This window comes from Sporolactobacillus sp. CQH2019, assembly GCF_028765345.1.
In the GTDB taxonomy this organism is placed as follows: Bacteria; Bacillota; Bacilli; order Bacillales; family Sporolactobacillaceae; genus Sporolactobacillus.
In genome coordinates, this window is the sequence record NZ_JARAJZ010000006.1 from 206,016 (window position 1) to 230,404 (window position 24,389).

The window sequence follows — 24,389 nt, forward strand, 5'->3', positions numbered from 1 at the left end:
CATTGGGGAGACGGCTTAGGGAGCCCTGAAACCTTTATTTTGCTGTCCGGGAAGAGAAAAGGGGGGTCAAGAATCTGATGTTTAAAGGAGGGGATGCCGTGTGAACGTTCTTTTCTGCGTGGGTAAATCTTATTTCCCGATTTACCGGACAATGGTCGACCGTATGGAAAAGGCCGGAGCGGATGTGACATGCCTGCTGTATAATCAGGCACAGAATAAGGAAACGATTAAAAAAAACATTTCAGATGCGGAGATCTACATAACAGCGGTGGCACCGGCGGATCGGGAGGTTATTGACGCGGCTCCGCGGCTGAAGTACATTCTGAAGACGGGGACGGGTCTGGATAATGTGGATGTCGGCTGCGCTACCGAAAGGGGAATTCTGGTCAGCAATGCTCACGGGGAGAACGCGACGTCGGTTGCCGAGCTTGCAATCGGTCTGATGATCGGTCTATCCAGAATGATCCCGCAGCTGGACAGAAAGACAAAGGACGGAGTATGGCTGCCCAGCAGGGGGTATGAATGCCGCGGGAAAACGCTCGGGATTATCGGGTTCGGCTCAATCGGCATGAAGATTGCCGGGTTTGCCGGAGCGTTTGATATGAAAGTGATCGTTTTCGGAAATTACAAAGATCACGAAGCAGCGGGCAGACTCGGCGCTTCATTTGTCGAACTGGATCAGCTGCTGAAAGAAGCGGATTATATTGTGATTAGCACGGCGCTGACAAAGTCGAACTATCATTTAATCGACGAACGGGCAATCGCCAAAATGAAACCGTCGGCGTTCCTGATTAATATTTCCCGGGGAGCAATAATTGACGAACAGGCACTTTTTGAGACCTTGCGGCAGAAAAAGATCGGCGGTGCCGCACTCGATGTTTTTGAAAATGAACCGCCGGAAGAAAAGCTTCCCGATCTTGACAATCTGATTGCGACCCCGCACATCGGCGGCATGACTGAGGAAAGCGTCGATCGTGTCGCGGAAATAACGGTTGAAAACATCCGCCGATTCATTGATCAGGAATCGCTGCGCTATGTGGTTAATCTGAAAGAATTGAAAGAAATGCACAAAATATGACCCTGCTGCCGTCTGATTTTTCGGAAGCCGCAGTTTAGCAGAGCATTTTTGTACAAAAACGGAAACCGGAATTGTTTATTAAATTGGAGGAATGATCATTGCCAGAAACCGTACAGGAACATGCCAGACGTCTTCATCAACAGTATTTGGTCGTCGATGCCCACTTCGATCTCTTGATGGAGGTCGATTTGCGACGAAAACTGGGCTATAAAAAAGTTATCGAAACAAATTTTATGCCTGCATTTGCGGCGGGCGGGATCGGCGTCCTCGTTTGCTCGCTTTTTATCGAAGACGATTATTTGCCGGAAATGGGACTGAAAAAAGCACTTGATCAGATCAGCGCGCTTTATGCGGAGATCGAGGAGTCGCCGGATAAGATTCAGTTATGTACAACTTACGATGATATTTTGGCCGCACACCGCAGTCATCGGCTCGCTATTCTCTTATCGCTTGAAGGCGTCGATCCGCTGACAAACGATCTCGGTCTGCTTCCTATTTTTTATAAACTGGGCGTCCGTTTCGTCGGCCTGACGTGGAGCAGGCGCAACTTTGCCGCAGACGGCAGCCACTTTTCTCCAAGGGATGAAGGGCGCAGGGGCGGCCTGACTGATTTTGGCGTCCGCCTGATTCAGCTCGCAGAGAAAATGAATATGATTATTGATGTCAGTCATCTGAACGATGAAGGGTTTGAGGATGTTCTGGCAAGAGCGCGCGGCCCGGTCATCGCTTCGCATTCCAATGTCCGCAGCATTGCTTCTTCGATGAGGAACCTGACCGATGATCAGATCCGTTCACTTTCGGCAACCGGCGGTGTGATCGGGATGAACGGATGCAATAAGTTTGTTTCCGACAATTATGAGCATGGCGATATCGCGCATCTGCTCGATCATGTCGACTACATAGTCCGTCTCGTCGGTGCGGAGCATGTCGGAGTCGGCCTCGACATCTGCCACTTTCTGACGGAGATTAATCTCAGGCCGGCCGGACAAACGGGCCCCGACGATTTTGACGTCGTTACCAGCCACAAGGACATGCTGAAATTCACCGAAGGCCTGATCGGCCGCGGCTATACGGATGAGCAGATCGGCCTGATTTTAGGCGGAAACTTTTTGAATCTTTATCGCCGAGTTCTGAAGTAAACGTGATAGAAGAAAAAATTGCTTACAACAAGCACAGCACCGTTCGGATTAAGTGCGAACAGCGCTGTGCTGTTTTTTTTTAAACGGTTGAACCGAAACGTGGGGAAGTCGCACCGAATCTGAGCGGACGCACCGAAACGCCAGAGTGGCGCACCGAAATGAGCGGACGCACCGAAATGCCAGAATGGCGCACCGAAACGTGGGGAAGTCGCACCGAATCTGAACGGACGCACCGAAACGCCAGAATGGCGCACCGAATCAGGCCGGAGTCGCACCGAAACGTGGGGAAGTCGCACCGAACCGGGCATAAGTCGCACCGAACTGAGCGGATGCACCGAAATGCCAGAATGGCGCACCGAATCAGGCCGGAGTCGCACCGAAACATGGGGAAGTCGCACCGAACCGGGCATAAGTCGCACCAAATCTGAGCGGACGCACCGAAACGCCAGAATGGCGCACCGAATCAGGCCGGAGTCGCACCGAAACATGGGGAAGTCGCACCGAACCGGGCATAAGTCGCACCAAATCTGAGCGGACGCACCGAAACGCCAGAATGGCGCACCGAATCAGGCCGGAGTCGCACCGAAACATGGGGAAGTCGCACCGAACCGGGCATAAGTCGCACCGAACTGAGCGGACGCACCGAAATGCCAGAATGACGCACCGAATCAGGCCGGAGTCGCACCGAAACGTGGGGAAGTCGCACCGAACTGGGCATAAGTCGCACCGAATCTGAACGGACGCACCGAAACGCCAGAATGGCGCACCGAATCAGGCCGGAGCCGCACCGAAACATGGGGAAGTCGCACCGAACTGGGCATAAGTCGCACCGAACTGAGCGGACGCACCGAAATGCCAGAATGGCGCACCGAATCAGGTCCGAGTCGCACCGAAACATGGGGAAGTCGCACCAAAATAAAAATCGAAATTTAAATTTACAGTTTGTCAGCTCTTTGCTTCATCCTTATCGATCTTATGCACGGCGCGGCGCTCCTTGCACAACATCACCTGTTCTCAGTAAAGAAATTTTTTGTCCGGTGTAATTTTTTGTGAGTGATTTTAAGTGCATGCGTCAACACATATTCTTGTCTCGATTGCAACCGCTGTATAATTCATGGCGATCAGCAGCCGCTGCTGCTGATCAAATCCGGGCGACAGTCTATCAGTCATGATGAGCGCTCAGCTATTGGATCATCGTTCGGGAATGCGGAAGAATCGTTTTAAACTCGGAAACGGCCGCCTCAAGGCACAGGGGAAACACTCATCATTGTTCGGTGAAGAACATCGGCTCCCGGAAACTTCCCAACTCGAGGATATTCGCCCCATGACACGAAACCATGGGAAAATCGCTCAAACCAAAGATGCTGTCTTATGGCAGAAACAAAGAGAATCGCTCAAACCAAAAATGCTGTCTTATGGCAGAAACAAAGAGAATCGTTCAAACCAAAGATGCTGTCTTATGACAGAAACAGAGAGGATTGCCCGAACTGAAGACATGCCTTAAGACACGGAATTGCCTCGAAACGAGCGGTTATCGCTTCAAGGCGGAAAATCCGCCCTAAACTTGGAGAGTCCGACCTTGATCCTGCCCGCTTTTTAAACAAATTGATCATTCTGAAAGTGAATCCGGAATGAACGAAAGAGAAGCTCTTAATTAGAGACCGCTTTCTGTGTCAGGTATTGCTCCGTCTTATCAAGTTATTGCGGGAGCGCTTCATAATATTGATCCAGCCGGACAATCATGGCTCCCATCTTTGGAGGATCCGGATGGATCAGCTGGCTTACTCCCTGGTCGGAAATCTCGCTGGCAGTGACTTTGCCGACAGCGACAGCCAGGACATGATCATTGAATGCCTGCACCAGCTCTTCTTTCCGGTCCGCCTGGTTAAACAAATTCCTGACCTGTGTTTTGCTTGTGAACACAACCGCGTCGAGTGTTCGGCTGATGATACGGCCGGTCAGTGCTTTTAAAACCTGCTTTTTCGGACTTTCATAATGATACGGTTTTGACAGATAAACTGTGCAGCCGAGTGTCTCGAGCGTTTGTTTCAGCTCGGCTTCATCTTCATCGTAGACCTGCAAATAAACACGATTTTCAGCGGGAAGGGCGGCGTCCGCTTTAAAAATGGAAAATAACTGTGCCATTGTTCCATCAGATGATACACGTTCGGGGACGAGGTCATGGTCCCTCAGCCAGTTCAATGTTTTACTTCCTCTGATAGCCAGTTTTCTTTCTCTCAGTGAACGGAGAAAGTTTTCCGTCTGGTTGATTCTCTGCTGCTGTTTTTTCCAGCGCTTTTGCACCGATCCCTGTCGTCAGGATCACCCAGTCGAACGGTTTGCGAATCAATGTTGTGATGCTTTCGATGCAGGCAGTTTCGTTGCGCTGCCTTGTGCCCTGTATTGAAAAAATTTCGGGTGTTCCGCCGTGTTTTAAGACCAGAGAGGCAATCGTTCCGGATTGACGATCGGAAGCGATGCCGATTCTTTTGTTCAGAAGACCCTTCAAAAGGCATCAATCCTTTGTTTTTTTCTTCTATCATTAACAGTTTTGCGGAAACTGTCAAGATTTTACCCTTCAGTTCTTGAACGGGATAGAAAAATGGCCGTGCCGTTCATTAAGATGTTGGACACATTGTGGAAAGAAAGATATAGTAATAATGTAATTATTCATAAAATATTAATAATTCGTAATGCGATAATGGCTAATTTATTATCTTTTTATAAAAAAATAATCCGCTATTCAGAAAAAAAGAAAATAGTCGGCCGCAAACGGCTGATTTTCGTAAATGGAGATGAAGAGAACATGATTACGCTTAAAAAATTATTCTCTTTACCCGAGTTGGAACCGATTCGATTAGTTGCAGGAAAAAATGGAATCAACAGGTTTATTAATGGTGTAAATGTAATGGAAAGCGATCGTCTCGTTGAATTTTTTAAAGAGAATGAGCTGCTTGTTACAACCGGCATCAATATGGGCGGGGATGAACGGAAATTAAATGCATTAGTCAATATGGCATTCAATCGGAAAGCTGCAGGCATCATTCTGAATGTCGGTCCCTACATTCCGTCCATTCCCGAACCGGTGTTTCAGTTTGCCGACGAACACCGATTTCCGGTTTTTGAAATGCCGTGGGCATACCGGATTGCCGATTTTGTCAAAATTACTGTTCAATATCTGACAGCGGCGGGACAAGGACAGACGAAAACGGAATGCCTTCTTTCTGAAATTCTCTTCGATCCCGAGACTGATCGTAGACTTCTCGGCAAGGAACTTTCTCAGCTCGGCATTGAAGCGGATGCTCATTTCAGCATTATTGTGGGTACGGCCGGTTCTGTATCGGACGTTTCTTCACGGCTGCTCCATATGATTGAAAATGAGCTTTCGAAAGGGTATAAAATTCTTCTGTCAATGGTTCACAGAGATCAGATCATTTATATGGCCGATCGAACAGAAATACAAATCTCGGCTCCTCCTCTTTCGAAACTAATTCAGAGCATTCGCGGTAAATACGGAGGAAAATCGGAAAAAACGGATTTGTTCATTGGCGCCGGGAGCGATTATTCGGTAAAAAATCTGTCGGAAAGTTATGATGAAGCCATGGCGGTCATCCATCTGGCCCGGCATTATCCGGATCTCCTGATCTGTGAATATAAGGATGTCGGGGCTTATAAAATCATCATGAATGTGCGGGACCGGAATGTGGTCGAAACTTTTCATCAAGAGACGCTTGGCCTGCTTTATGGCTATGATAAGCTGCATGAGACGGATTTTGTCCATTTTCTCCGCGTGTTTCTTGAAGAGGACGGGCACACTGCAAACATTGCCCGAAAAGAATTTGTTCACCGCAACACGGTGCTCTACAAAACAAAAAAAATTGAATCGATACTGGGTGTGGATTTATATCATCCTTTTGTGAAAATGAATCTTTCGCTGGCGTTTATGATTGAGAATGTCATGAGATAAATTGTGCATTATGCTTATGCAGATGCACAATTTATTTCATTCAAATTGTCATTGTTTTCAATTAATAGAGGTATATCATTAAATTATATTAATTCTGAAAATATTACAGGAGTTGTCAGTTCATGAATCAAATTGGCGATGGTCAAATTAAAAAAGACGACCAGCATTATGTGCTGCATGCCTGGACAAAGCAAAAAAATATTCATTCGAAATTGATCAAAAAAGGCGAGGGTATTTTTTTCTGGGATGAGTCGGGCAAAAAATATTATGACATGTGCTCGCAACTTGTTTACTTGAATGTCGGGCATAATCATCCAAAGCTGATGGAAGAATTCAGGCACATTGGTGAAATTCCGCTGGCGGCGCCGGGCTTTGCCACCGCATCCAAGTCGGAATTGGCACGCAAAATCATTGAAGCAGCTCCTAAAAATATGGCTAAGGTATTCTTTACAAATGGAGGTGCGGATTCGAATGATCATGCGGTAAAAATCGCGCGCATGGCGACCGGCCGTTATAAAATATTCTCACGTTACCGTTCCTACCACGGAGCAACATTCGGAGCGGGAAATCTGTCCGGGGAGAGCCGCCGATTTGTTGTGGAACCGGGCATTCCCGGATTTATTAAATTCAATACTCCCTATCTGTACCGCGAGTCGATCGATTTTAAAAGCGAAGAAGCGGTTTCGGCTTTTTATTTGGAACAGCTGAACAATCAGATCTTGTATGAAGGGCCGGATTTAATTGCAGCAATTTTCGTGGAGCCTGTCCCGGGCAGCAACGGTGTGCTTATTCCTCCGAAAGGCTATCTTGAAGGGATACGCAAACTATGCGACAAATATGGCATTCTGATGATCTGTGATGAAGTCATGTCGGGATTCGGCCGCACCGGCCAAATGTTCGCGGTCGATCACTTTGATTTTGTCCCGGATATCATGACGTTTGCAAAGGGTGTGACGAGCGGATACTGCCCGCTCGGCGGTGTCATTGTCAGTGAGAAAGTCGCCCGATATTTTGACGATCATGTCCTGATGACCGGGCTGACCTACAGCGGACATACCGTTTCAACACAAATCGGCTGTGCGACTCTTGATATCTATAAGGAGGAATACTTGATCGATCATGCTGCGGCAATGGGGGATGTCCTCGCCGAACGTCTGGAAAAACTGCGCCGCTTTGCTTCGGTTGGCGACGTCCGCCATATCGGGCTGTTCGCGGCCGTGGAACTTGTTAAGGATAAAGCGACAAAAGAGCCTCTCATCGCTTACGGAATGGACTATGGAAAGGATACGGCCGGGTTGATGCACCGGTTCGTCGGCCTGCTGAGTGAAAATGGCTTCTACACATATTCGCATGAATCCAGTGTCATGATCGCACCCCCGCTCATCATAACGGAGCGGCAGATCAATGAAGCAATGGATATCTTTGAGAAAGCCCTGGCTCAGTTTGAGAAAAATGATCTGTTCACGGGTCAGACCGTGATTTCTAAATAAAGAATTGGGGATGAATCCGATGGAGAATTTTTTCTACAAACAGCCTGTTCCAATCGACTTTGGCACGGGAAAGCGGAAAAAACTGCCGGATATTTTAAGTCGGATGAATGTACAACGCGGCATTCTGATCAGCGCGCCGTCCATGGTGCGGACCGGGATTGCGCAGAAAATCGCAGATCAATCCGAGGGCAGAATAGTCGCGGTCTTTTCGGAGATCCGGCCCAACCCGACTGTCACCAACACAGATGCTTGTGCGGCGGCCATTCGCGAACATCATTGCGGATTTGCCGTCGCTCTTGGCGGCGGAAGTATCATGGACTGCGCGAAAGCTGCCTGTTTCGTTGCCGGAACACCGTACAGCACGGCGGATTTTCTGTCAAAGGCACGCCCGATCGCGCAACGCGGCATTCCGCTGCTCGCAATGCCGACGACGTCCGGGACAGCCAGCGAAGTGACGGCTGCATCGGTCCTGACCGACACGGAAAGAGGAGTGAAGGCGCTGCTCGCAAGCGACTATTTCTATCCGGTCTATGCGTTGATTGATCCCGAGCTGACGGTGTCCTGCCCGCCTCAGGTTACGGCAGCGAGCGGACTCGACGTGCTGGCTCATTCGCTGGAAGCTTACTATGGAAAGAAACATCAACCTTTGACAGACATGGCGGCAGAGCACGCGGCGTCTCTTGTTTTTCACTATTTGTTAAAGGCATACCACGAGCCCGGAAATATGGAAGCCAGGGAGAAAATGAGTGAGGCTTCAGTGACCGCCGGTCTGGCATTCAGTCTCACGCAAACTGCTGCCGCGCATGCCTGTTCCTACCCGCTGACTCAGGATTATGGCATTCCTCACGGGGAAGCTTGCGCTTTTACTCTTCCTTCTTTCTGGAAGCTGAATAGCCGGTTCGGTCCTGAATCCGATCGGCTGAATGCTTTCAGCAGGCGTTTAGGATTTGAGGATTCCGATCGTCTGGCCGATCGTATTGACGAAATGAAAAAGGAGATGAGGCTCCGCACAACTTTAGAGGAGGTGGGCATTCTCTCGGAAGCTGATCTGGATGAACTTGTTTCTCATAGTTTCGCGCCGAACATGAAGAATAATCCGGTGGAGATGACAGAAAACGGTTTGAAGGAAATGTATCGTCAACTGCATTCAAGTCTGGCGCAGCGCAATTAAAGGGTTCCTTTGGTGATCGGTTATTTGGAGGAGGCGGAAACGTGCAGCAACAGAAAATAACGATTAATGGAAAAAGACTCAAACAATCTTTGGAGAAATTTGCGGAATTCGGCCGTACAAGGAATCATGGAGTCACCCGATTATCCCTTTCAAGGGAAGACATTGCCGCCCGAAATTATTTTGTTTCCTGCTGCGAGAAAATAGGCATGACGGTAAGTGTTGATGATATGGCCAATATTTATGCGACGATGGCCGGAGAGGAGAACAAACCGCCGATTGTGATGGGTTCGCATTTGGATTCCGTGGAAAAAGGCGGGCGCTTTGACGGTGTCCTCGGCGTTCTCGCAGCCCTGGAAGTCGGCCGTACGCTTTTTGACCAACGAATGAAACCAAAGATTCCTTTTACAATCGTTGATTTTACCAATGAGGAAGGTGCCCGGTTTGATCCGGCGATGATGTGTTCAGGGGTCATAACCGGGATGTTCGATAAAGCCGGGATTCTGAAAAGCAAGGATAGCAGGGGGGTAACATTTGGCGAAGCACTCAAAGCAAGCGGATATGAGGGCAACCGGAGCAACAGGTTAACGGAGGCCTCAGCCTATCTGGAAATGCATATCGAGCAGGGACCGATTCTTGAAAGCGAATCTCTGCAGATCGGCATTGTCGAGGGTGTTGTCGGCATGGTCAATTACGAAATTGAAATTAACGGCGAAGCGGATCATGCCGGAACGACACCAATGAGCATGCGAAAGGACGCACTTTTTGCGGCAGCCGATCTGATTGCGGCACTGCGCCGGTCATTGAACCGTTTAGACGGCGGGCTGGTGTATACAATGGGCAGAATGAACGTTTTTCCGAATATCCACACAGTTATTCCGGATAAAGTGCGCTTTACTCTTGAGGCCAGACACAGGGATCCCGAGGTGGTCGGCCAGGTGGTCAAGATCATTCAGGAGCTTCCCGAATCCATGGGGGGATGCACAATTGCGGCGAAAAAGCTGTGGGACCGCGAGACGGTCGCTTTTGATCCGGCAATCTGTCGTCAATTAGAAAAATCTGCACAATCTCTGGGATATTCATATAAAAGAATGTACAGCGGTGCGGGACATGACGCTCAGTACATGGCAAGTCGGGTTCCGACGGCTATGATCTTTGTGCCGAGCGTCAGGGGGAAAAGTCATTGCGAGGAGGAACTGACGTCGTATGAAGACTGCGTAAAGGGGGTGAATGTAGCGCTGGATACCATTCTGGCCATCCTTTCCGATCAATAAGGGTGGAAATGAAAGATCGCCTGTTCTTACATTTTATATTAGATAATATAGCAGAAAATTCTGCCATATAAGAAAATAAATATATAATTTTAAAATATTACGAGTTACTTGATGGCTGTTCTGCAACTCAATTCCAATTAAAGGAGAAATCACATGATGAAAACACAAGTTGAACGGGATGGAATTGTCACTCTGACGAGTGAAGCTGCAGACAGCCTGAAAGACAGTCATTTGTGGAACGATGACTTGCGGCCGACAACACAAGCAGAACATTCATGGGGCGGGATCAACTTTGTCACCTTATGGATTGGCATGTGTCTTGTTATCCCCTCGTATACGATGGCCAGCGGCCTGATTGCATTGGGCATGAACTGGTGGCAGGCACTGCTCACTATTTTTCTCGGCAACTGTATCGTATTGATCCCGATATTACTCAATTCACATGCCGGTACAAAATTTGGGATTCCGTATCCTGTATTTGCAAGATTGTGGTTTGGGTCAAGAGGCGCACACATTCCGACAGTAGCACGGGCCATCGTGGCGGCTGGCTGGTTCGGTATCAACACATGGATCGGAACAACGAGTATCGATGCGCTCCTTATGAAAATTTTCCCGGCCTGGCAAAATTTCGGCCTTCATACAGCTATCGTATTCATTCTTTTTTGGGCGCTTAATGTCGTCGTCGGCATGAGAGGCCCCGAGGGCATTAAGTGGCTTGCCATGATTGCGACTCCTATTGTCGGCATTGCTTCGGCCGCATTGTTTATTTGGGCGGTCGCTCACATTGACGGCCTCGGTCCGATTATGACGGCGCCCAGCAAGTTTCGGTCAACCGGCCAGTTTCTCGCAACCTTCTTTCCTGCGTTAACCGGTGTCATTGCTTTTTGGGCCACACTTGCGCTCAACATTCCTGACTTCGCCCGGCAGGCAAAGAATCATAAATCGATGATGGTTGCTCAGGCCGTTACACTTCCTTTGACTATGACGATATTTTCTTTTATCGGTATCTTCGTTACGTCGGCAACGGTCGTCCTGTATGGTCAGGCTTTATGGCAGCCCGTTGATCTGCTCTCACATTTTCCGACCTTTATCGTTTTTCTGGGAGCCGTTGTTATTGTCATTTCCTCACTGACTATTAATGTGGGCGCGAATCTCGTCGCTCCGGCACGTGCGGCGGAGAATCTCTGGCCGCGGCATATCACCTTTGCCATTGGCGCAGTCATTACCGGCTTATTCGCTCTGGTCATGCAGCCTTGGTATCTCATGGCCAACTTTCAAAATTACATTTTCGGTTTTCTCGGCGGATATGGCGCCCTTCTTGGCCCGATTGACGGAATCGCCATCGCCGATTACTGGATTGTCCGCCGCCGCCATCTAGCGCTGACGGAGCTTTATACAGGAAACGGCCGCTACAGTTATTCTTCCGGGTTTAACAAAAACAGCGTGTATGCATTGATAGTGGGGATCGTCGTTCCTCTTCTCGGACTATTTATACCGGCCCTTAAGTTTCTGTGGGATAACGCATGGACAATCGGCCTGCTGATCGCTGTCGGGGTATACAGTTACCTGATGCGCAGTAACGCCAGTCTCTTGAAGGACGGTGAATATGAGGAGATGACGGTCATCGTGAATGATGCAGGTTCGGGCAAGCATGCTGCCGTCAATATGGCGAACCAGAGCCCGGAAAATATCGGATAACGAATGATCCTGCTGCAAACGGCAGATCCATTCAATGGAGGTGACGGTCCGGATGGATATAAAGAAAAATTTTGCGGAAATCAGAGCTGATCTAAAGCCGAAAGAAGTTATGGAAGAAGCCAACCGATGCCTGTTTTGCTATGATGCGCCTTGCACGAAGGCCTGTCCGGCAAATATTAAGGTACCGTCTTTTATCAAAAAAATTGCATCGGGAAATTTAAAGGGCGCAGCCAAGGTCATTATGGAAGCCAATCCGATGGGGGCGACATGCGCGAGGATTTGCCCGGCAGAGGAGCTGTGCGAAGGCGCCTGTGTTCTGAATGATGCATCGCTGCCGATCATGATCGGCGATCTGCAGAGGCATGCAACAAATTGGGCAATGAAGAATCGTGAGCCATTGTTTCAGCCGGGAAAACCGCATGGCAAGACGGCAGCCATTGTCGGAAGCGGACCGGCCGGGCTTTCAGCGGCACGCGAACTGGCCCGGTACGGATTCAAGGTCACAGTCTATGAAAAGAAAGATAAAGCGGGCGGGCTGGATACTTACGGGATTGTCCCTTTCCGTCTGCCGCGGACAATCCCGCTCTGGGAAGTGGAACAGGTTGAAAACCTTGGAGTGGCGATTCATACGAATACCGAGGTAGGAAAAGACATGCAGCCGGAAACATTGATCAGCGATTTTGATGTGATTGTTCTGGCGATCGGCCTGTCGGATGTCCCGCTTCTGGGTATTCCCGGCGAGGATCTGGATGGTGTCCTTGATGCGATCCAGTTCATTGAAAAAGTGAAGGACGGCCATTTAACCGACCGATTTATCAACAAACGTGCGGCGGTGATCGGGGCAGGAAATACCGCGATCGACGCCGCTGCATGTCTGAAACGTCTGGGAGCGGCAAATGTCAGTATTGTTTATCGCCGCTCCGAAGCAGAGATGACCGCTTATCCGTCCGAGTACGCTTTTGCCAAGCAAGAGGGCATTGAGTTCAAATGGCTCATCCAACCGAAAAGATTCATTGATAATGGGTTGGGACATATTACCGGGATGGAATGTGTGCGGATGAAACTTGCAGATATTGATGCTACCGAAAGACGGCGGCCGGTGGAGTGTGAAAATTCTGAATTCCGTATGGACATTGATGTCGTGGTCAGGGCGACCGGCCAATCGCGCTATACGTCGTTAGTAAAAGTATTCGGTATTGAGAATGATCACGGTATTGTTAAGGTGAATCCAGAAACTTATCAGACATCGAATCCTAAAGTTTACGCCGCGGGGGATGTCATTTTCGGAAATGGAGGCGGCGAAGCGATGGTCGTCGCTGCCGCTGAACAGGGAAAAAAGACGGCGCGTGCGATCCGAGAACAAATGCTGAGCAGAATTTAAGACTGGGGGGATCCTATTGGCAGATTTACGCATTAATTTCGCCGGAATAAAATCTATGAATCCGTTCTGGCTTGCCTCCGGGCCGCCAACCAATTCCGGCTATCAAGTGCAAAGAGCCTTTGAAGCCGGATGGGGCGGAGCAGTCTGGAAAACTCTGGGCGATCCGATTGTCAACGTGACTTCCCGGCTTTCTGCGCTTCATTATAACGGCCAGCGGGTTGCGGGTTTTAATAATATCGAGCTGATTACAGACCGTCCGCTTGACGTCAACCTGCGGGAGATTGCTGAAACAAAAAAGAAGTTTCCCAACCATGTCATCATTGCTTCACTCATGGTTGAACCGGTACGGGAGAAATGGCATGAAATCGTGAAAAAGGTTGAAGCTGCCGGCGTCGACGGTCTGGAATTAAACTTTGGATGCCCCCATGGCATGGCGGAACGCGGAATGGGTTCGGCCTCCGGTCAGGTGCCGGAGCTGGTTGAGAAGCAGACCGGCTGGGCGAAAGAAGCTGCTGGAACACCGGTTATCGTAAAATTGACGCCTAATATAACGGATATCACAGCTACTGCCTATGCGGCAAGCCGGGGCGGAGCGGACGCCATCAGTCTGATCAACACGATCAACAGTCTGATGGGCATTGATCTCGACACTTGGCATACAATCCCGAGCGTGGCCGGGAAAGGAACCCATGGAGGTTACTGCGGCCCGGCGGTCAAACCGATTGCATTGAGCATGGTCGGAGAATGTGCCCGGCAGACGGATGTCAACATTCCGATTTCAGGCATCGGCGGGATCGGAACCTGGCGGGACGCCGCAGAATTCATGCTGATGGGTGCGACGGGGCTGCAGGTGTGTACGGCAGCGATGCATCATGGATTCCGTATTGTGGAAGACATGATTGACGGGTTGAATAACTACCTGGATGAAAAGGGACTCGCCTCAGTTATGGATCTGGTCGGCCGATCCGTACCCAATTATATGGATTGGGGCGATCTTGATCTGAATTACCGGGTAGTTGCCCGTATTAATCAGGATCAGTGTATCCATTGCAATAAATGCCACATCGCTTGTGAAGACGGGGCGCATCAATGCATTGAGAGGATCACCGATGAGCATGGCAAGCCTGCACTGAAAGTCCGCGAAGAAGACTGTGTCGGCTGCAATCTCTGCTCAATTGTCTGTCCGGTTGACGGGGCGATCGACATGATCGAACAATCGGGGGAAAGGCCGATGACGTGGAATGAACGTCAGGCACTGCTTAACACTTTATAAGAAGATGCTTGAATGGCCGGCGATTATTTTAGCTTCGGATAAAATTTTATTAACCTGATGAGGTTCGGAAAATGTATGAGTACAAAATATTTTTAAAAGAAAAAAAACAAATTGACGAATTAATGGAACAAGATTATCAAATTGTCAGTGTCAAAGAAAATCTTAACGGAGCTCTTATTCAGTTCAGACCGGCAGATCGGAAATCTCCCGATCAAGTGAAAGCTCTGCGTATACTCACTCCGGATGCAAGAAAATATTTTACGAATCGGCTGCGTTTAAAAAGAAAAGTGAAGAGCTGACTGGATATGACGCATTCAGTCATTCTGAAGTTTCTATTATCAGAAATATTAAATGATTTTGCTGATTCAATCATGTGAATCGGATGGAGGCAGGATGATATGAAACTGATTGGTGTTGACATAGGCGGCACGTTCACGGATGTTATTTATACAGATACGGACACGGGCATATCACATATTCATAAAACACCTACCACAACAAAAGATCCTTCGGTCGGTATGGTCAAAGGCATCACAGAGATTTGCAGCCGGTACGGCATAGAAAGAAACCGTATCGATCATATTTTTCACGGGACAACGATTGCGACGAACGCTGTGCTTGAACATAACGGAGCAAAAACCGGACTGATTACCACAAAGGGCTACAGGGATATTCTGCAGATCGGCCGGCATCAGAGACCGGAGAATTATTCCATTGCCCAGGAAATCCCGTGGCAGGATAACAGCATGGTTGAACGCCGTTACCGCAGGACTGTTTCAGAACGGATCGGTTTATCGAATGGAAAAGCTTATGAAAAGATTCCATTAGATGAAGATGAAGTCATTAAAATATTGAACGAGTTTAAAAATGAAGGGATCGAATCCGTTGTCGTCGGGTTCCTGTTCTCTTATTTAGAACCGGAACATGAAGAGCGGGTAAAAAAAATAATCAGTGAAAAGTTTCCTGACTTTTATGTCACCGCTTCGGCAAATATTTCTCCGCAGTTCCGCGAGTTTGAACGCTTCGCAACAGCAAGTATGAATGGCTTTGTCGGTCCGGTCATGAAGGGGTACATTGAGAGCCTGGAATCGCGTCTCCGTGAGGCAGAAGTAGACTGCGACCTCTTGATTATGACATCCAACGGCGGTGTCGCTAATTCCCGGACGGTATCGGAAAAACCGGTCATGACGCTCTTATCGGGGCCGGCGGCCGGAGTGCTTGGCGGACAATGGGCCGGGAAATTGTCCGATCATCAAAGATTGATCACTTTTGATGTCGGCGGAACAAGTGCGGATATTGGGATTGTGACAGAACGGGGCTTTTCAGAGGCGATAGCCGGCGATACCCAGATTGCCGGCTATCCGGTGCAGGTGCCGATGATCGATATTCATACGATCGGAGCGGGCGGAGGCAGTATCGCCTATGTTGACGCCGGGGGCGCGTTCAAAGTCGGCCCGAGAAGCGCCGGTTCGTATCCGGGGCCGGCCTGTTACGGACGCGGCGGGGAACTGCCGACGGTAACCGATGCGACGCTGGTGCTCGGCAGATTGGACCCGGATCATTTTCTCGATGGAGAAATGAAAATCTACCCGGAAAAGGCAGTTCAAGCCGTACAAGACTTAGCATCGACACTCGGATTGGGTTTATATGAGACGGCTGAAGGAATTTTAACCATCGTCAATAACAACATGGCCAACGCGATTCGCTCAAGAACCATTCAGAAGGGCTTTGATCCCCGCGGCTTCAGTCTGGCGGCACTGGGCGGCGGCGGACCGATGTGTTCGGTTGAGGTCGCGAAAATCCTTGACATCCCGGAGGTTATTATACCGCCGTATCCCGGTATTACGTCGGCAACCGGCCTTTTGACAACGGATCTAAAATATGACGCGGTCCAGACAATCTTTATGTCCAGCGATAGGCTCGATACGGACTATCTGAATCAAAAATACAAAAGTCTGGAGGAAGATATTGCCGGGCAGCTGGGAGAGGCCGGATTTGCACCGGACAAAATCACTCTGCTGCATTTCTTTGACTGCCGTTACGTCGGGCAAGGCTACGAATTGCGTATCCCTGTTGCCTCCGGTTCGATCGATGCAGCAAATATTCACGCGATATGGGAAACTTTCCATACGGTTCATAAACGCGAGTACGGGCACGCTTTCCCGGATGCTTCGATTGAAATTGTGAATATGCGTGTGACCGGTATCGGCAATATGCCGAAAATCGCAGATCCGGATTTTTCGGAAGGCGTTCATTCCCTGATCAAGGCGAAGGTTAAGACGGCCCCGGCTTGGTTCCGTTCGGACGGTTCTTTAAAGACATTCGATACTCCGCATTACCAAAAAGAAACATTGCCTATCAATGAACCGATACCAGGCCCCTGCATCATCCTGCAAAAGGATACGACGTCGGTTATTCCTCCTGATTGTACGGCCACGATGCTAGCAAACGGGAGCATCTTAGTAGAAATAGGGGTGGAAGTATAATGGTTGATACGAAAACGGCGATAGATCCGATTACTGCCCAGGTTGTAGGCGGAGCACTTAAGAATATTGCGATCGAAATGGGCCATAAACTTGCGCGTATGTCTTATTCCAGCATCATCCGCGAGTCAAATGACTTTGGCTGTGCCCTGCTTGATGAAAACGGCCGGCAACTATGCGAGTCGGTCAACAGCACTCCGCTGCAATCCGGCCCTATACCGGGATATCTTCACGGAATTAAAGAAATCATGGCAGAGAGGGGTTATGATTTTAAACCAGGCGATGTTATTCTTCATAATTCTGCTTTTTATGGCGCGACACATCAGCCGGATTGCGGGTTTTTCGTCCCTGTCTATTACAAAGGAGAGTTGATCGGTTATTCCTGCTCTACGGCTCACCAGTTGGATTTAGGCGCTTTGTCGCCCGGCTCAATCGGCATTATCGACGCGGTTGACTGCTTTGCAGAGGGCATGCAATTCAAAGCAATCAAGGTTTACGAAGAAGGAAAAAAAGTGGATATGGTGTGGCGCCTGATCCGGGACAATGTGCGGGCCACTGATATGGTGGTCGGCGATATGGAAGCGCAGATTGCCACCTGTCGAATCGGAGCAGAACGCTATCTGGAGATAGTTGAGAAATTTGGATTGGAGACTGTGCGGGCAGCCCGTGATTATTTGATGGATTACTCGGAACGGATCCTCCGCCATGAAATTTCAAAGATCCCAAACGGGACGTATCATTCGGTCGGTTATATAGACGGTTATTTGGACAGCCCGGATCCGAAGCGAAAAGATCTGAAGTTTGTCGTTAATTTGACCGTGAAAGATGATGAGATAACTGTGGATTTAACGGGTACATCCGATCAGGTTGACGATCGGCCGATTAACATGCCTCTTGCGGGAACAACGGACATGGCCGTTTATTTAACAATCCGGACAATCTTGCTGGACTCTAAAAAATTCGGCTATATACCCCAGAATGCAGGGATGATCCGTCCCATAAAAATTATTGCTCCGGAAGGGACTTTGGCTAATCCGGTCTATCCGGCACCGACGATTTCCAGATTCTGCCCGGGCAATGCTCTGGCCGATACGATTATGCGCGCACTGGGCCAGGCCGTTCCGAACCAGATCTGTGCGGGGATCGGGAATCTGTATATGGTTGCTTACAGCGGGATGATTGATAAAAAATACTGGGTATATATGGACATTATGGCGGGAAGTTCCGGAGGGCGTTACGGAAAAGACGGGATGGATGCCATTGATGTATTATACGCCAATACACGAAACAATCCGATAGAAGATATTGAATCCCATCACCCTCTCAGTGTGACCCGATACGAGTTTCCGGATAACGCCGCGGCGGCAGGAAAGTACAGGGGCGGTGTCGGTCCGATCCGGGATATTGAGTTTACCGATGAAGGGGGCTTCTCCGTCGAAGGCGAAGGCCAGAAATACGCGCCGTGGGGCTTTGACGGCGGTAAAGACGGTACACCGAGCAAACTGATATTCACGGATCAAGAGGGCCGGGAAACTGCGCTGCCTTCAAAGGTTCCTTATAAAAAAACGCATAGAGGCGAAACCTTGCGGATTGTCGGACCGTGCGGGGGCGGATATGGAGATCCTTACGAGCGCGATCCGGAGAAAGTTCTTACGGATGTTCAGGACGGCTACATATCTCCGGGAAGGGCGAAGTCCGAATACGGCGTCGTGATCATTGGCAGCGGGATTAACCGGGAAGCGACAAAGAATTTGCGTATCGCCCATTAAATGAAGAGATGAGCGGGCGGATCCATGGCGTACGTTCATGGCCTTTCCTATCTGAAATTTAACGATGGGTTCGAGACATTTATTATTGAGGAGTCCATTGGTTCAGACTGCACACCGGTCATGCCATGCAGGATTCCTTTTTTCTGTTTTTTTAATTATAGGCAGTTGGATGGATCGTTGTTTCGTTTAATTGCAAAGCATTTCAGCAGGCCGAGCGTTTCTGCCGTTGTTCCATAAAACAACTATTGTATGGGAAAGAAAGTTAGGCACAGATTCAAAATTGCGATTCGCCGCATTGAGCTGGAGATGATGGTGTGATTTTTTCCAGACGTTTTTTTTCCTATTTATCAGCCGTCCTCTTTTCAATAATCATTGGTTTTTCTTTTATGTTCGTCAAACTAGCGCTTCGGTACGGCAATCCTCTGGATGTCCTTGCCGATCATTTGACGGTGGCATTCTTATTTTCGATTATGATCCTTCCGCCGACAGGAATCAGATTATCCATACACTTGCGGGATGTCCTGCGTTTTCTGCCGATTTCCCTGCTGAATCCGTGTTTCTATTTTTTAACACAAGCGCTTGGACTGACGTCCCTTCCCGCGGCTGAAGCAGGCATTATTCAGGCGATGCTGCCTATTTTTACTTTGCTGCTGGCTTCCTGTTTCCTGAAAGAAAAAACAAACCGGATTCAAAAGTTTTCAATCATTCTGTCTGTGTTCGGAGTGCGGTTCATCTTTTTGATGACAGGCAGACATGTAGGGGAAGCCCGGTGGTTGGGTATTCTGCTATTTATTTTAAGCACGCTTTCCTATGCCGGTTATAACGTTCTGGCAAGAGCGATGGCGCAGAAATATAGAATGATCGATATGACCTGCATCATGATTTTCATCGGATTTGTCAGTTTTAATCTTATGGCTCTTATCAATCACCTGATTCAAGGCACATTCTCACGATCTATGGAGCCCTTTTTCCATCCATTATTTTTCTTATCTGTTTTGTACTAAGGAGTGTTTGCGTCATTTATCACTTTTTTTCTTTCGAACTTTGCACTCTCTGAAATTGAGGCGTCAAAATTCGGCGCCTTCACCAACCTGACAACCATCATTTCAATGTTTTCCGGAGCGGTTTTCTGAATGAATCCCTGGACTACTACCACTGTGTCGGGGCCTTGCTCGTGGTTCTTGGTGTTCTTGGCGTCAATACTTTGTGCGCCGTTCGCAAAAGAAAGACGGCCAAGCTCAAAAAGACAGCTTTGGATTAGGCAGAAAGCCTGTCTTTCAAAGCTGCTTGGAGGATCATCGTTGGATAATTATTTAATCGTTGGTCGGATAGGATCCAAGAGTTTGTTTTTTAAGTTCTGCAGGTCTTGCAAACATCCCATGTGTCATGGTTTCGAAAGCATGGGCGGCGCGTAATAAGATCTCTTCTTCCCCGTATCTGCCGATCAGCATCATGCCGATCGGCAGTCCGTTTGCTGATCCGCACGGCACATTCATCGCCGGATGTCCGGTGACATCGAAGACGCCGGTGTTGGTATCGACGCCAAAAGAGAGCGCGATTATTTTCCTGAGATCGGCCTCATCGTCCGGAAGCTTCGTAGCCTTGTAGGGAACGGTGGGCATGATCAGAACATCAAAACTGCGGAATGCATGGTCATACGCTGCTCTCAGCAGACGTGCCAGGTTCTGCGCTTTTGCGTAATACCGCCCGCGATAGGCATGCTGCATATACTGTCCGGTCATGATTGTGATCTTGGCGGCTGCGGAAAGATCGTTTGCACGCGCGGCCATCCCGTCGGCAAATGCATCGAGCAGCTGGGTCTGGTGATAGCCCTTCCAGCTCGTTCCCAGGCCGTTGCCTCTGAACATTTGTACGGTTGTTCCTTCAGTATTAATGATATTGGCAATATGGATCCCGTCACGGTGCATCGGGATCGATACCGTTTCAACGGATGCCCCGCAGTTGGTAAACGAATCGGCGGCTGCTCTTACCGTCCGGTCGACATCCTGTTCGGAAAGGTTCTTCCAGCCGAATCCTTCCTCGACAATGCCCATTCTCAGGCCTGCTGCGTCGCCGGTTAAGTATTTTGAATAGGTTTTCGGCTGCAGACCGTATTGGCGCGGATCCAGCCCGTCCGGTCCGGCGATGGCTTCCAAAAGCAGAGCGACATTTTCTACGGTTCGTGCCATCGGGCCAACATGATCGAGCGTCACGTCGATCGGAAATATGCCCGTATAAGGGACGAGCCCCCATGACGGTTTCAGGCCGACGATGCCGCACCATGCGCTCGGCATTCGGATCGAACCGGTCTGGTCGCAGCCGATGGCCATATCCGCTTCGCCCGAGGAGACGAGAGCGGCGCTTCCGCTGGAAGATCCACCGGCGGAATAAAGCGTATTATGGGGATTTAAAACCGGTCCGGTGTCGGAGGTAAAGCTGCTGCAGCTGCAGCATAGACTCTCGCAGACTGCTTTTCCCTGTATTTCTCCGCCTTCGTCCAGAATGCGGGTGACCACCGTCGCGTCAATCTGCGGAACAAATCCCTCAAGAATTTTTGTCCCGTTCATCATCGGAACACCTGCCAGACTGACATTATCTTTCAGAACAATCTTTTTCCCCGATAGTTTTCCTGACTCGGCATGCTCCACTTCGGTTTTCCAATACCAGGCATTTAAAGGGTTTTCTTTCTTGGGAGGCCGGTATCCCGGCACTCGTTTATATTTAACGGGCAGCTCCGGCTCAGTCATCCGGTCGACGTGTTCATACGAGTCAAAAAGGCTTTCATTCATTATTTTTTGGTAGGCTTTGAGTTCGGTATCATCCATGGTCATATGATACATAGCAATAATTTTCCGAAGCGATTCAAGATCCGGTTTCTTCATGAACATAACCTCCTGCTTAGTAATCATGAACGTGAGTATCTCTTAACGGGTGCGGATAGGATAATCTGTAGAATGTTTTATTTCTGAAAAACAATTTTTCTGTATCCAGAATCGATCATTTCTAAGTTTAGGGTGATTATTTCACATCATGGGAGTTCAGCGGTTTGTAGGGTCCTTTGCCGCTAATCCCTGAGCTGTTTCTTCTGTAATCTGAGACGAGTCCCTGATTTAAGGCAGTGCGGAACTTTTCAAAAGCATGCTTGCCGGCGGCTGAAACACAGACGATGATGGATCATGAGTTAACGGAGTAATCATGCGACATTCATTTTATCTGTCAGCCTGTTAAAGAATCCGGATCGCCCGGTTGGAAAATCCGACAGAGGCTCTGCGTATGTTTAATTTATACAAAAACCGGGCAAAATCGCCCGGTTTGATGATATGTGGAAGATTTAGGACAGATCCACGGAAATTTTCGTGTCTTTGCCGAAAATTTTCAGGAAAATCAAATAGACAATGCCAATCGCAAGCCATGAGAAACCCAGCGTCTTTGCGAGAGGATCGAGGTTCCACCAAACAAAGCCAATGATCAGCAGGCCGATCAGCGGCATGATGAAATACTGAAAATAATTTTTGCTTTTCTGTTTACGCAGATAGTAGTTCATAACGGCAAGGTGCAGAAGAATAAAAGATGAGAGTGCGCCAAAGTTAACTACTGAAGCCAGTTTGCCGATTTGAGAAGCAAAAATAGTTGTCACAATTAATGAGACAAATGCAACCAGCAGGGTGCTGATGTAAGGTGTCTTGTATTTTGGATGGATCTTGGACAAAAAATGCGGTAGTTTCCTGTCGCGAGCCATACTGTAAAGAATGCGCGAGATCGCTGTCTGTGCCACAAGCGCATTTGCGATGCCCCACGATACTGCGGTTGCCACGATCGTCACAATCCGCAGCCAGTCACCGCCTGCGATCCCCGCGACTTGATAAAATGCGGTATCCGGGCTCTTAAAGGCATTAAAGTCAGGAAAAACCAGGGCGGCGACCCATGTCTGAATGATGAACAGGACACCGACAATAATCAGTGAAAATATGGTTGCCCGCCCGACCGCTTTTTTTCCGCCGTTTGATTCTTCGGACAGGGTTGAAATAGCATCAAAACCAAGAAAGCTCAGGACGGCGATCGATACGGCGCCCATGACGGTAGACAGTGAGAATTGTGACGGATCATACAGCGGTTTAAAGGTAAATACCGCTCCGTTTACGTGCCGGGCAATCGCCGTGATGCCGACAATAATGAAGACGGCGAGGACAACAAATTCAAGAAACAGGATGACTTTATTTGTCTTTGCCGTAAAGACGATGCCGCGGATATTAATGACCGTATTGAATCCGATAAAGATAATGAGCCAGACTAAAACGGGAATCTGGGGAACGATGTCGGCCAGGGCAACGGCGCTGACCAGATAGAGCAATGCCGGGATGAAAATATAGTCAAGCAGTATCAGCCAACCGGCGATGAATCCGACGTTATCGTTAATGCCTCTTTGAGCATAGGAATAAACGGATCCGGCGATCGGAATTGCTGAAGACATTTTCGAATAGCTGAAAGCAGTGAACAGCATACCGATCATGCCGATGGCGTATGCCAGAGCAACCATTCCGTGGGATCCGATTGCAATCTGGCCGTAAATACCGAACGGCGCGATCGGCACCATGAAGATCAGGCCGTAAATCAGCAGATCTGTGAATGAAAGGGCGCGGCTCAGTTCCTGCTTATAGCCGAAGGAGCGATTTGCTGCGGGTTTGGATTCTGTCATTTATTTTCACCTCAAGTATTATAGAGTATAAATGCCGTATGCATTGAGAAACCATCTGGGTACGAAAAAACGGGCCGTCAGCTTTGGATCGACAATCTGAGAAATCTGCGCATTGCCGATGGCGCTCATCAGCATAGTCAGTTTACCTAAGCCTAGGTCGGTATAGGGCGAGAGAAAATCGATCATTTCTTCGACACTTGTTTTTGCTGCCTCATCCAATGTGTTTTTCGATACGATCATGGCGATACCCTGTTTATTTGACAACAGCGGATAATGAATGTTCAAGTCGTCCCTCACTTCGAAGCGGACGGTCGCCGATCCGCCGACTTCTACTCCGGATACACCGATCTCGCCGTCGCCCATCGCGGCATGCATATCGCCAAGGCCGAACAGTGCCCCTTTGTGAAAAATCGGAATGTAGAGGGTGGCTCCCTCGGTAATTAAAGTCGTATCAAGATTTCCGCCATGTTCGCCGGGGGTTCCGCAGTTTACGGCACCTTCTTCCGGAGCCACACCGATGACGCCGATCATTTTATTAAACGGGATTTTGATCTTCTCGTTGAAAAGAATACGCTCCTGTTCAATGGGGGTAATTTTAAATTGCAGATCCTCGAGCCTATGCCCCATCGTCCCCAGATTTTTCCCTGTAGACAGAACGCCGCTGTTTTTGACACTGATTTTTTCAATATGCACAGCCAGCGTTTTCCCGGGTTCGGCCCCTTGAACATAGATAGGACCCGTTGCCGGATTAATTCTGTTCCAATCGATCGCGTCATAATCTGTTTCTTCGGAAGCAATCTGGTCTTCAAAGCAGTCGTATGTTTCAATGATGACCTCGTCTCCGGGTTTGACGAAGGCGACAGGTGCGTTTTCTTTACTGAAAGCATAGATTGGTTTTCCGCGCTGAATCGTCGTTGCCATGAAATGACCTCCTCTTTTTCTAATATTATTAGTATAAAGTTATAAGAAATCA

At 48.9% G+C, this 24,389-nt stretch carries 18 protein-coding genes; 13 read left to right on the top strand and 5 right to left on the bottom strand.

Annotation, left to right across the window (positions count from 1 at the left end; translation table 11 throughout):
• The first annotated feature begins 100 nt into the window (after positions 1-100).
• Both OYT88_RS10615 and OYT88_RS10620 read left to right on the top strand, forming a co-directional pair.
• Complete coding sequence (locus tag OYT88_RS10615) at positions 101-1,078, top strand: phosphoglycerate dehydrogenase (RefSeq protein ID WP_274399911.1); 978 nt, start codon at positions 101-103, stop codon at positions 1,076-1,078.
• Between the two features lie 98 nt (positions 1,079-1,176).
• On the top strand, positions 1,177-2,217 hold the full coding sequence (locus OYT88_RS10620) for a dipeptidase (RefSeq protein ID WP_274399912.1): 1,041 nt from the start codon (positions 1,177-1,179) through the stop codon (positions 2,215-2,217).
• Positions 2,218-3,915: 1,698 nt separating this feature from the next.
• Here OYT88_RS10620 and OYT88_RS10625 read toward each other — a convergent pair.
• Together OYT88_RS10625 and OYT88_RS10630 are read right to left on the bottom strand one after the other, a co-directional pair.
• Positions 3,916-4,521 carry a uroporphyrinogen-III synthase gene (locus OYT88_RS10625; protein ID WP_274399914.1) on the bottom strand — a complete coding sequence of 202 codons (606 nt, stop codon included), beginning with the start codon at positions 4,519-4,521 and terminating at the stop codon, positions 3,916-3,918.
• The gene (locus OYT88_RS10630) at positions 4,424-4,726 is read right to left on the bottom strand and encodes a uroporphyrinogen-III synthase (RefSeq protein WP_274399916.1); all 303 of its coding nucleotides are present in this window, start codon (positions 4,724-4,726) and stop codon (positions 4,424-4,426) included. The genes OYT88_RS10625 and OYT88_RS10630 overlap by 98 nt, the downstream gene beginning before the upstream one ends.
• Before the next feature lie 297 nt (positions 4,727-5,023).
• Between OYT88_RS10630 and OYT88_RS10635 the strand changes: the two genes are divergently transcribed.
• From OYT88_RS10635 to OYT88_RS10685, 11 genes are all read left to right on the top strand, one after another.
• Positions 5,024-6,184, top strand: coding sequence for a PucR family transcriptional regulator (locus OYT88_RS10635; RefSeq protein ID WP_274399917.1), 1,161 nt, complete (start codon positions 5,024-5,026; stop codon positions 6,182-6,184).
• Positions 6,185-6,306: 122 nt separating this feature from the next.
• Positions 6,307-7,674, top strand: coding sequence for an aminotransferase class III-fold pyridoxal phosphate-dependent enzyme (locus OYT88_RS10640; RefSeq protein ID WP_274399919.1), 1,368 nt, complete (start codon positions 6,307-6,309; stop codon positions 7,672-7,674).
• 19 nt (positions 7,675-7,693) lie between these two features.
• Positions 7,694-8,845, top strand: coding sequence for an iron-containing alcohol dehydrogenase family protein (locus OYT88_RS10645; RefSeq protein ID WP_274399921.1), 1,152 nt, complete (start codon positions 7,694-7,696; stop codon positions 8,843-8,845).
• A 41-nt stretch (positions 8,846-8,886) separates the two neighbouring features.
• Entirely contained in the window at positions 8,887-10,116 is a 1,230-nt protein-coding gene (locus OYT88_RS10650) for a Zn-dependent hydrolase (protein ID WP_274399922.1), read from the top strand.
• Positions 10,117-10,272: 156 nt separating this feature from the next.
• Positions 10,273-11,814: an NCS1 family nucleobase:cation symporter-1 gene (locus tag OYT88_RS10655; protein WP_274399924.1), complete on the top strand. Its 1,542-nt coding sequence runs from the start codon at positions 10,273-10,275 to the stop codon at positions 11,812-11,814.
• A 52-nt stretch (positions 11,815-11,866) separates the two neighbouring features.
• Positions 11,867-13,195, top strand: a complete 1,329-nt coding sequence (locus tag OYT88_RS10660; protein ID WP_274399926.1) for an NAD(P)-dependent oxidoreductase — start codon at positions 11,867-11,869, stop codon at positions 13,193-13,195.
• Positions 13,196-13,211: 16 nt separating this feature from the next.
• Positions 13,212-14,468: an NAD-dependent dihydropyrimidine dehydrogenase subunit PreA gene (gene preA / locus OYT88_RS10665; RefSeq protein WP_274399927.1), complete on the top strand. Its 1,257-nt coding sequence runs from the start codon at positions 13,212-13,214 to the stop codon at positions 14,466-14,468.
• A gap of 71 nt (positions 14,469-14,539) precedes the next feature.
• Positions 14,540-14,767 carry a hypothetical protein gene (locus OYT88_RS10670; RefSeq protein ID WP_274399929.1) on the top strand — a complete coding sequence of 76 codons (228 nt, stop codon included), beginning with the start codon at positions 14,540-14,542 and terminating at the stop codon, positions 14,765-14,767.
• A gap of 99 nt (positions 14,768-14,866) precedes the next feature.
• Positions 14,867-16,954, top strand: coding sequence for a hydantoinase/oxoprolinase family protein (locus tag OYT88_RS10675; RefSeq protein WP_274399931.1), 2,088 nt, complete (start codon positions 14,867-14,869; stop codon positions 16,952-16,954).
• Positions 16,954-18,720 carry a hydantoinase B/oxoprolinase family protein gene (locus OYT88_RS10680; protein WP_274399933.1) on the top strand — a complete coding sequence of 589 codons (1,767 nt, stop codon included), beginning with the start codon at positions 16,954-16,956 and terminating at the stop codon, positions 18,718-18,720. Before OYT88_RS10675 ends, OYT88_RS10680 begins: the two co-directional genes overlap by 1 nt.
• Before the next feature lie 314 nt (positions 18,721-19,034).
• The gene (locus OYT88_RS10685; RefSeq protein ID WP_274399935.1) at positions 19,035-19,724 is read left to right on the top strand and encodes a DMT family transporter; all 690 of its coding nucleotides are present in this window, start codon (positions 19,035-19,037) and stop codon (positions 19,722-19,724) included.
• A gap of 309 nt (positions 19,725-20,033) precedes the next feature.
• Here the strand turns inward: OYT88_RS10685 and OYT88_RS10690 are convergent, their stop codons facing one another.
• From OYT88_RS10690 to OYT88_RS10700, 3 genes are all read right to left on the bottom strand, one after another.
• Entirely contained in the window at positions 20,034-21,602 is a 1,569-nt protein-coding gene (locus OYT88_RS10690) for an amidase (RefSeq protein WP_274399937.1), read from the bottom strand.
• A 449-nt stretch (positions 21,603-22,051) separates the two neighbouring features.
• Positions 22,052-23,416, bottom strand: coding sequence for an APC family permease (locus OYT88_RS10695; RefSeq protein WP_274399939.1), 1,365 nt, complete (start codon positions 23,414-23,416; stop codon positions 22,052-22,054).
• An 18-nt stretch (positions 23,417-23,434) separates the two neighbouring features.
• Positions 23,435-24,337 (bottom strand): acetamidase/formamidase family protein, encoded by a 903-nt coding sequence (locus OYT88_RS10700; protein ID WP_274399940.1) that lies wholly within the window; start codon positions 24,335-24,337, stop codon positions 23,435-23,437.
• Between the last annotated feature and the right edge of the window lie 52 nt (positions 24,338-24,389).

What these genes read in the sequence shown, in the direction of transcription:
- OYT88_RS10635 (WP_274399917.1), top strand. Translation starts at nt 5,024, where the DNA reads ATGATTACGCTTAAAAAATTATTCTCTTTACCCGAGTTGGAACCGATT.
- OYT88_RS10640 (WP_274399919.1), top strand. Translation starts at nt 6,307, where the DNA reads ATGAATCAAATTGGCGATGGTCAAATTAAAAAAGACGACCAGCATTAT.
- OYT88_RS10645 (WP_274399921.1), top strand. Translation starts at nt 7,694, where the DNA reads ATGGAGAATTTTTTCTACAAACAGCCTGTTCCAATCGACTTTGGCACG.
- OYT88_RS10655 (WP_274399924.1), top strand. Translation starts at nt 10,273, where the DNA reads ATGAAAACACAAGTTGAACGGGATGGAATTGTCACTCTGACGAGTGAA.
- OYT88_RS10660 (WP_274399926.1), top strand. Translation starts at nt 11,867, where the DNA reads ATGGATATAAAGAAAAATTTTGCGGAAATCAGAGCTGATCTAAAGCCG.
- OYT88_RS10670 (WP_274399929.1), top strand. Translation starts at nt 14,540, where the DNA reads ATGTATGAGTACAAAATATTTTTAAAAGAAAAAAAACAAATTGACGAA.
- OYT88_RS10675 (WP_274399931.1), top strand. Translation starts at nt 14,867, where the DNA reads ATGAAACTGATTGGTGTTGACATAGGCGGCACGTTCACGGATGTTATT.
- OYT88_RS10680 (WP_274399933.1), top strand. Translation starts at nt 16,954, where the DNA reads ATGGTTGATACGAAAACGGCGATAGATCCGATTACTGCCCAGGTTGTA.
- OYT88_RS10690 (WP_274399937.1), bottom strand. Translation starts at nt 21,602, where the DNA reads ATGAAGAAACCGGATCTTGAATCGCTTCGGAAAATTATTGCTATGTAT.
- OYT88_RS10695 (WP_274399939.1), bottom strand. Translation starts at nt 23,416, where the DNA reads ATGACAGAATCCAAACCCGCAGCAAATCGCTCCTTCGGCTATAAGCAG.
- OYT88_RS10700 (WP_274399940.1), bottom strand. Translation starts at nt 24,337, where the DNA reads ATGGCAACGACGATTCAGCGCGGAAAACCAATCTATGCTTTCAGTAAA.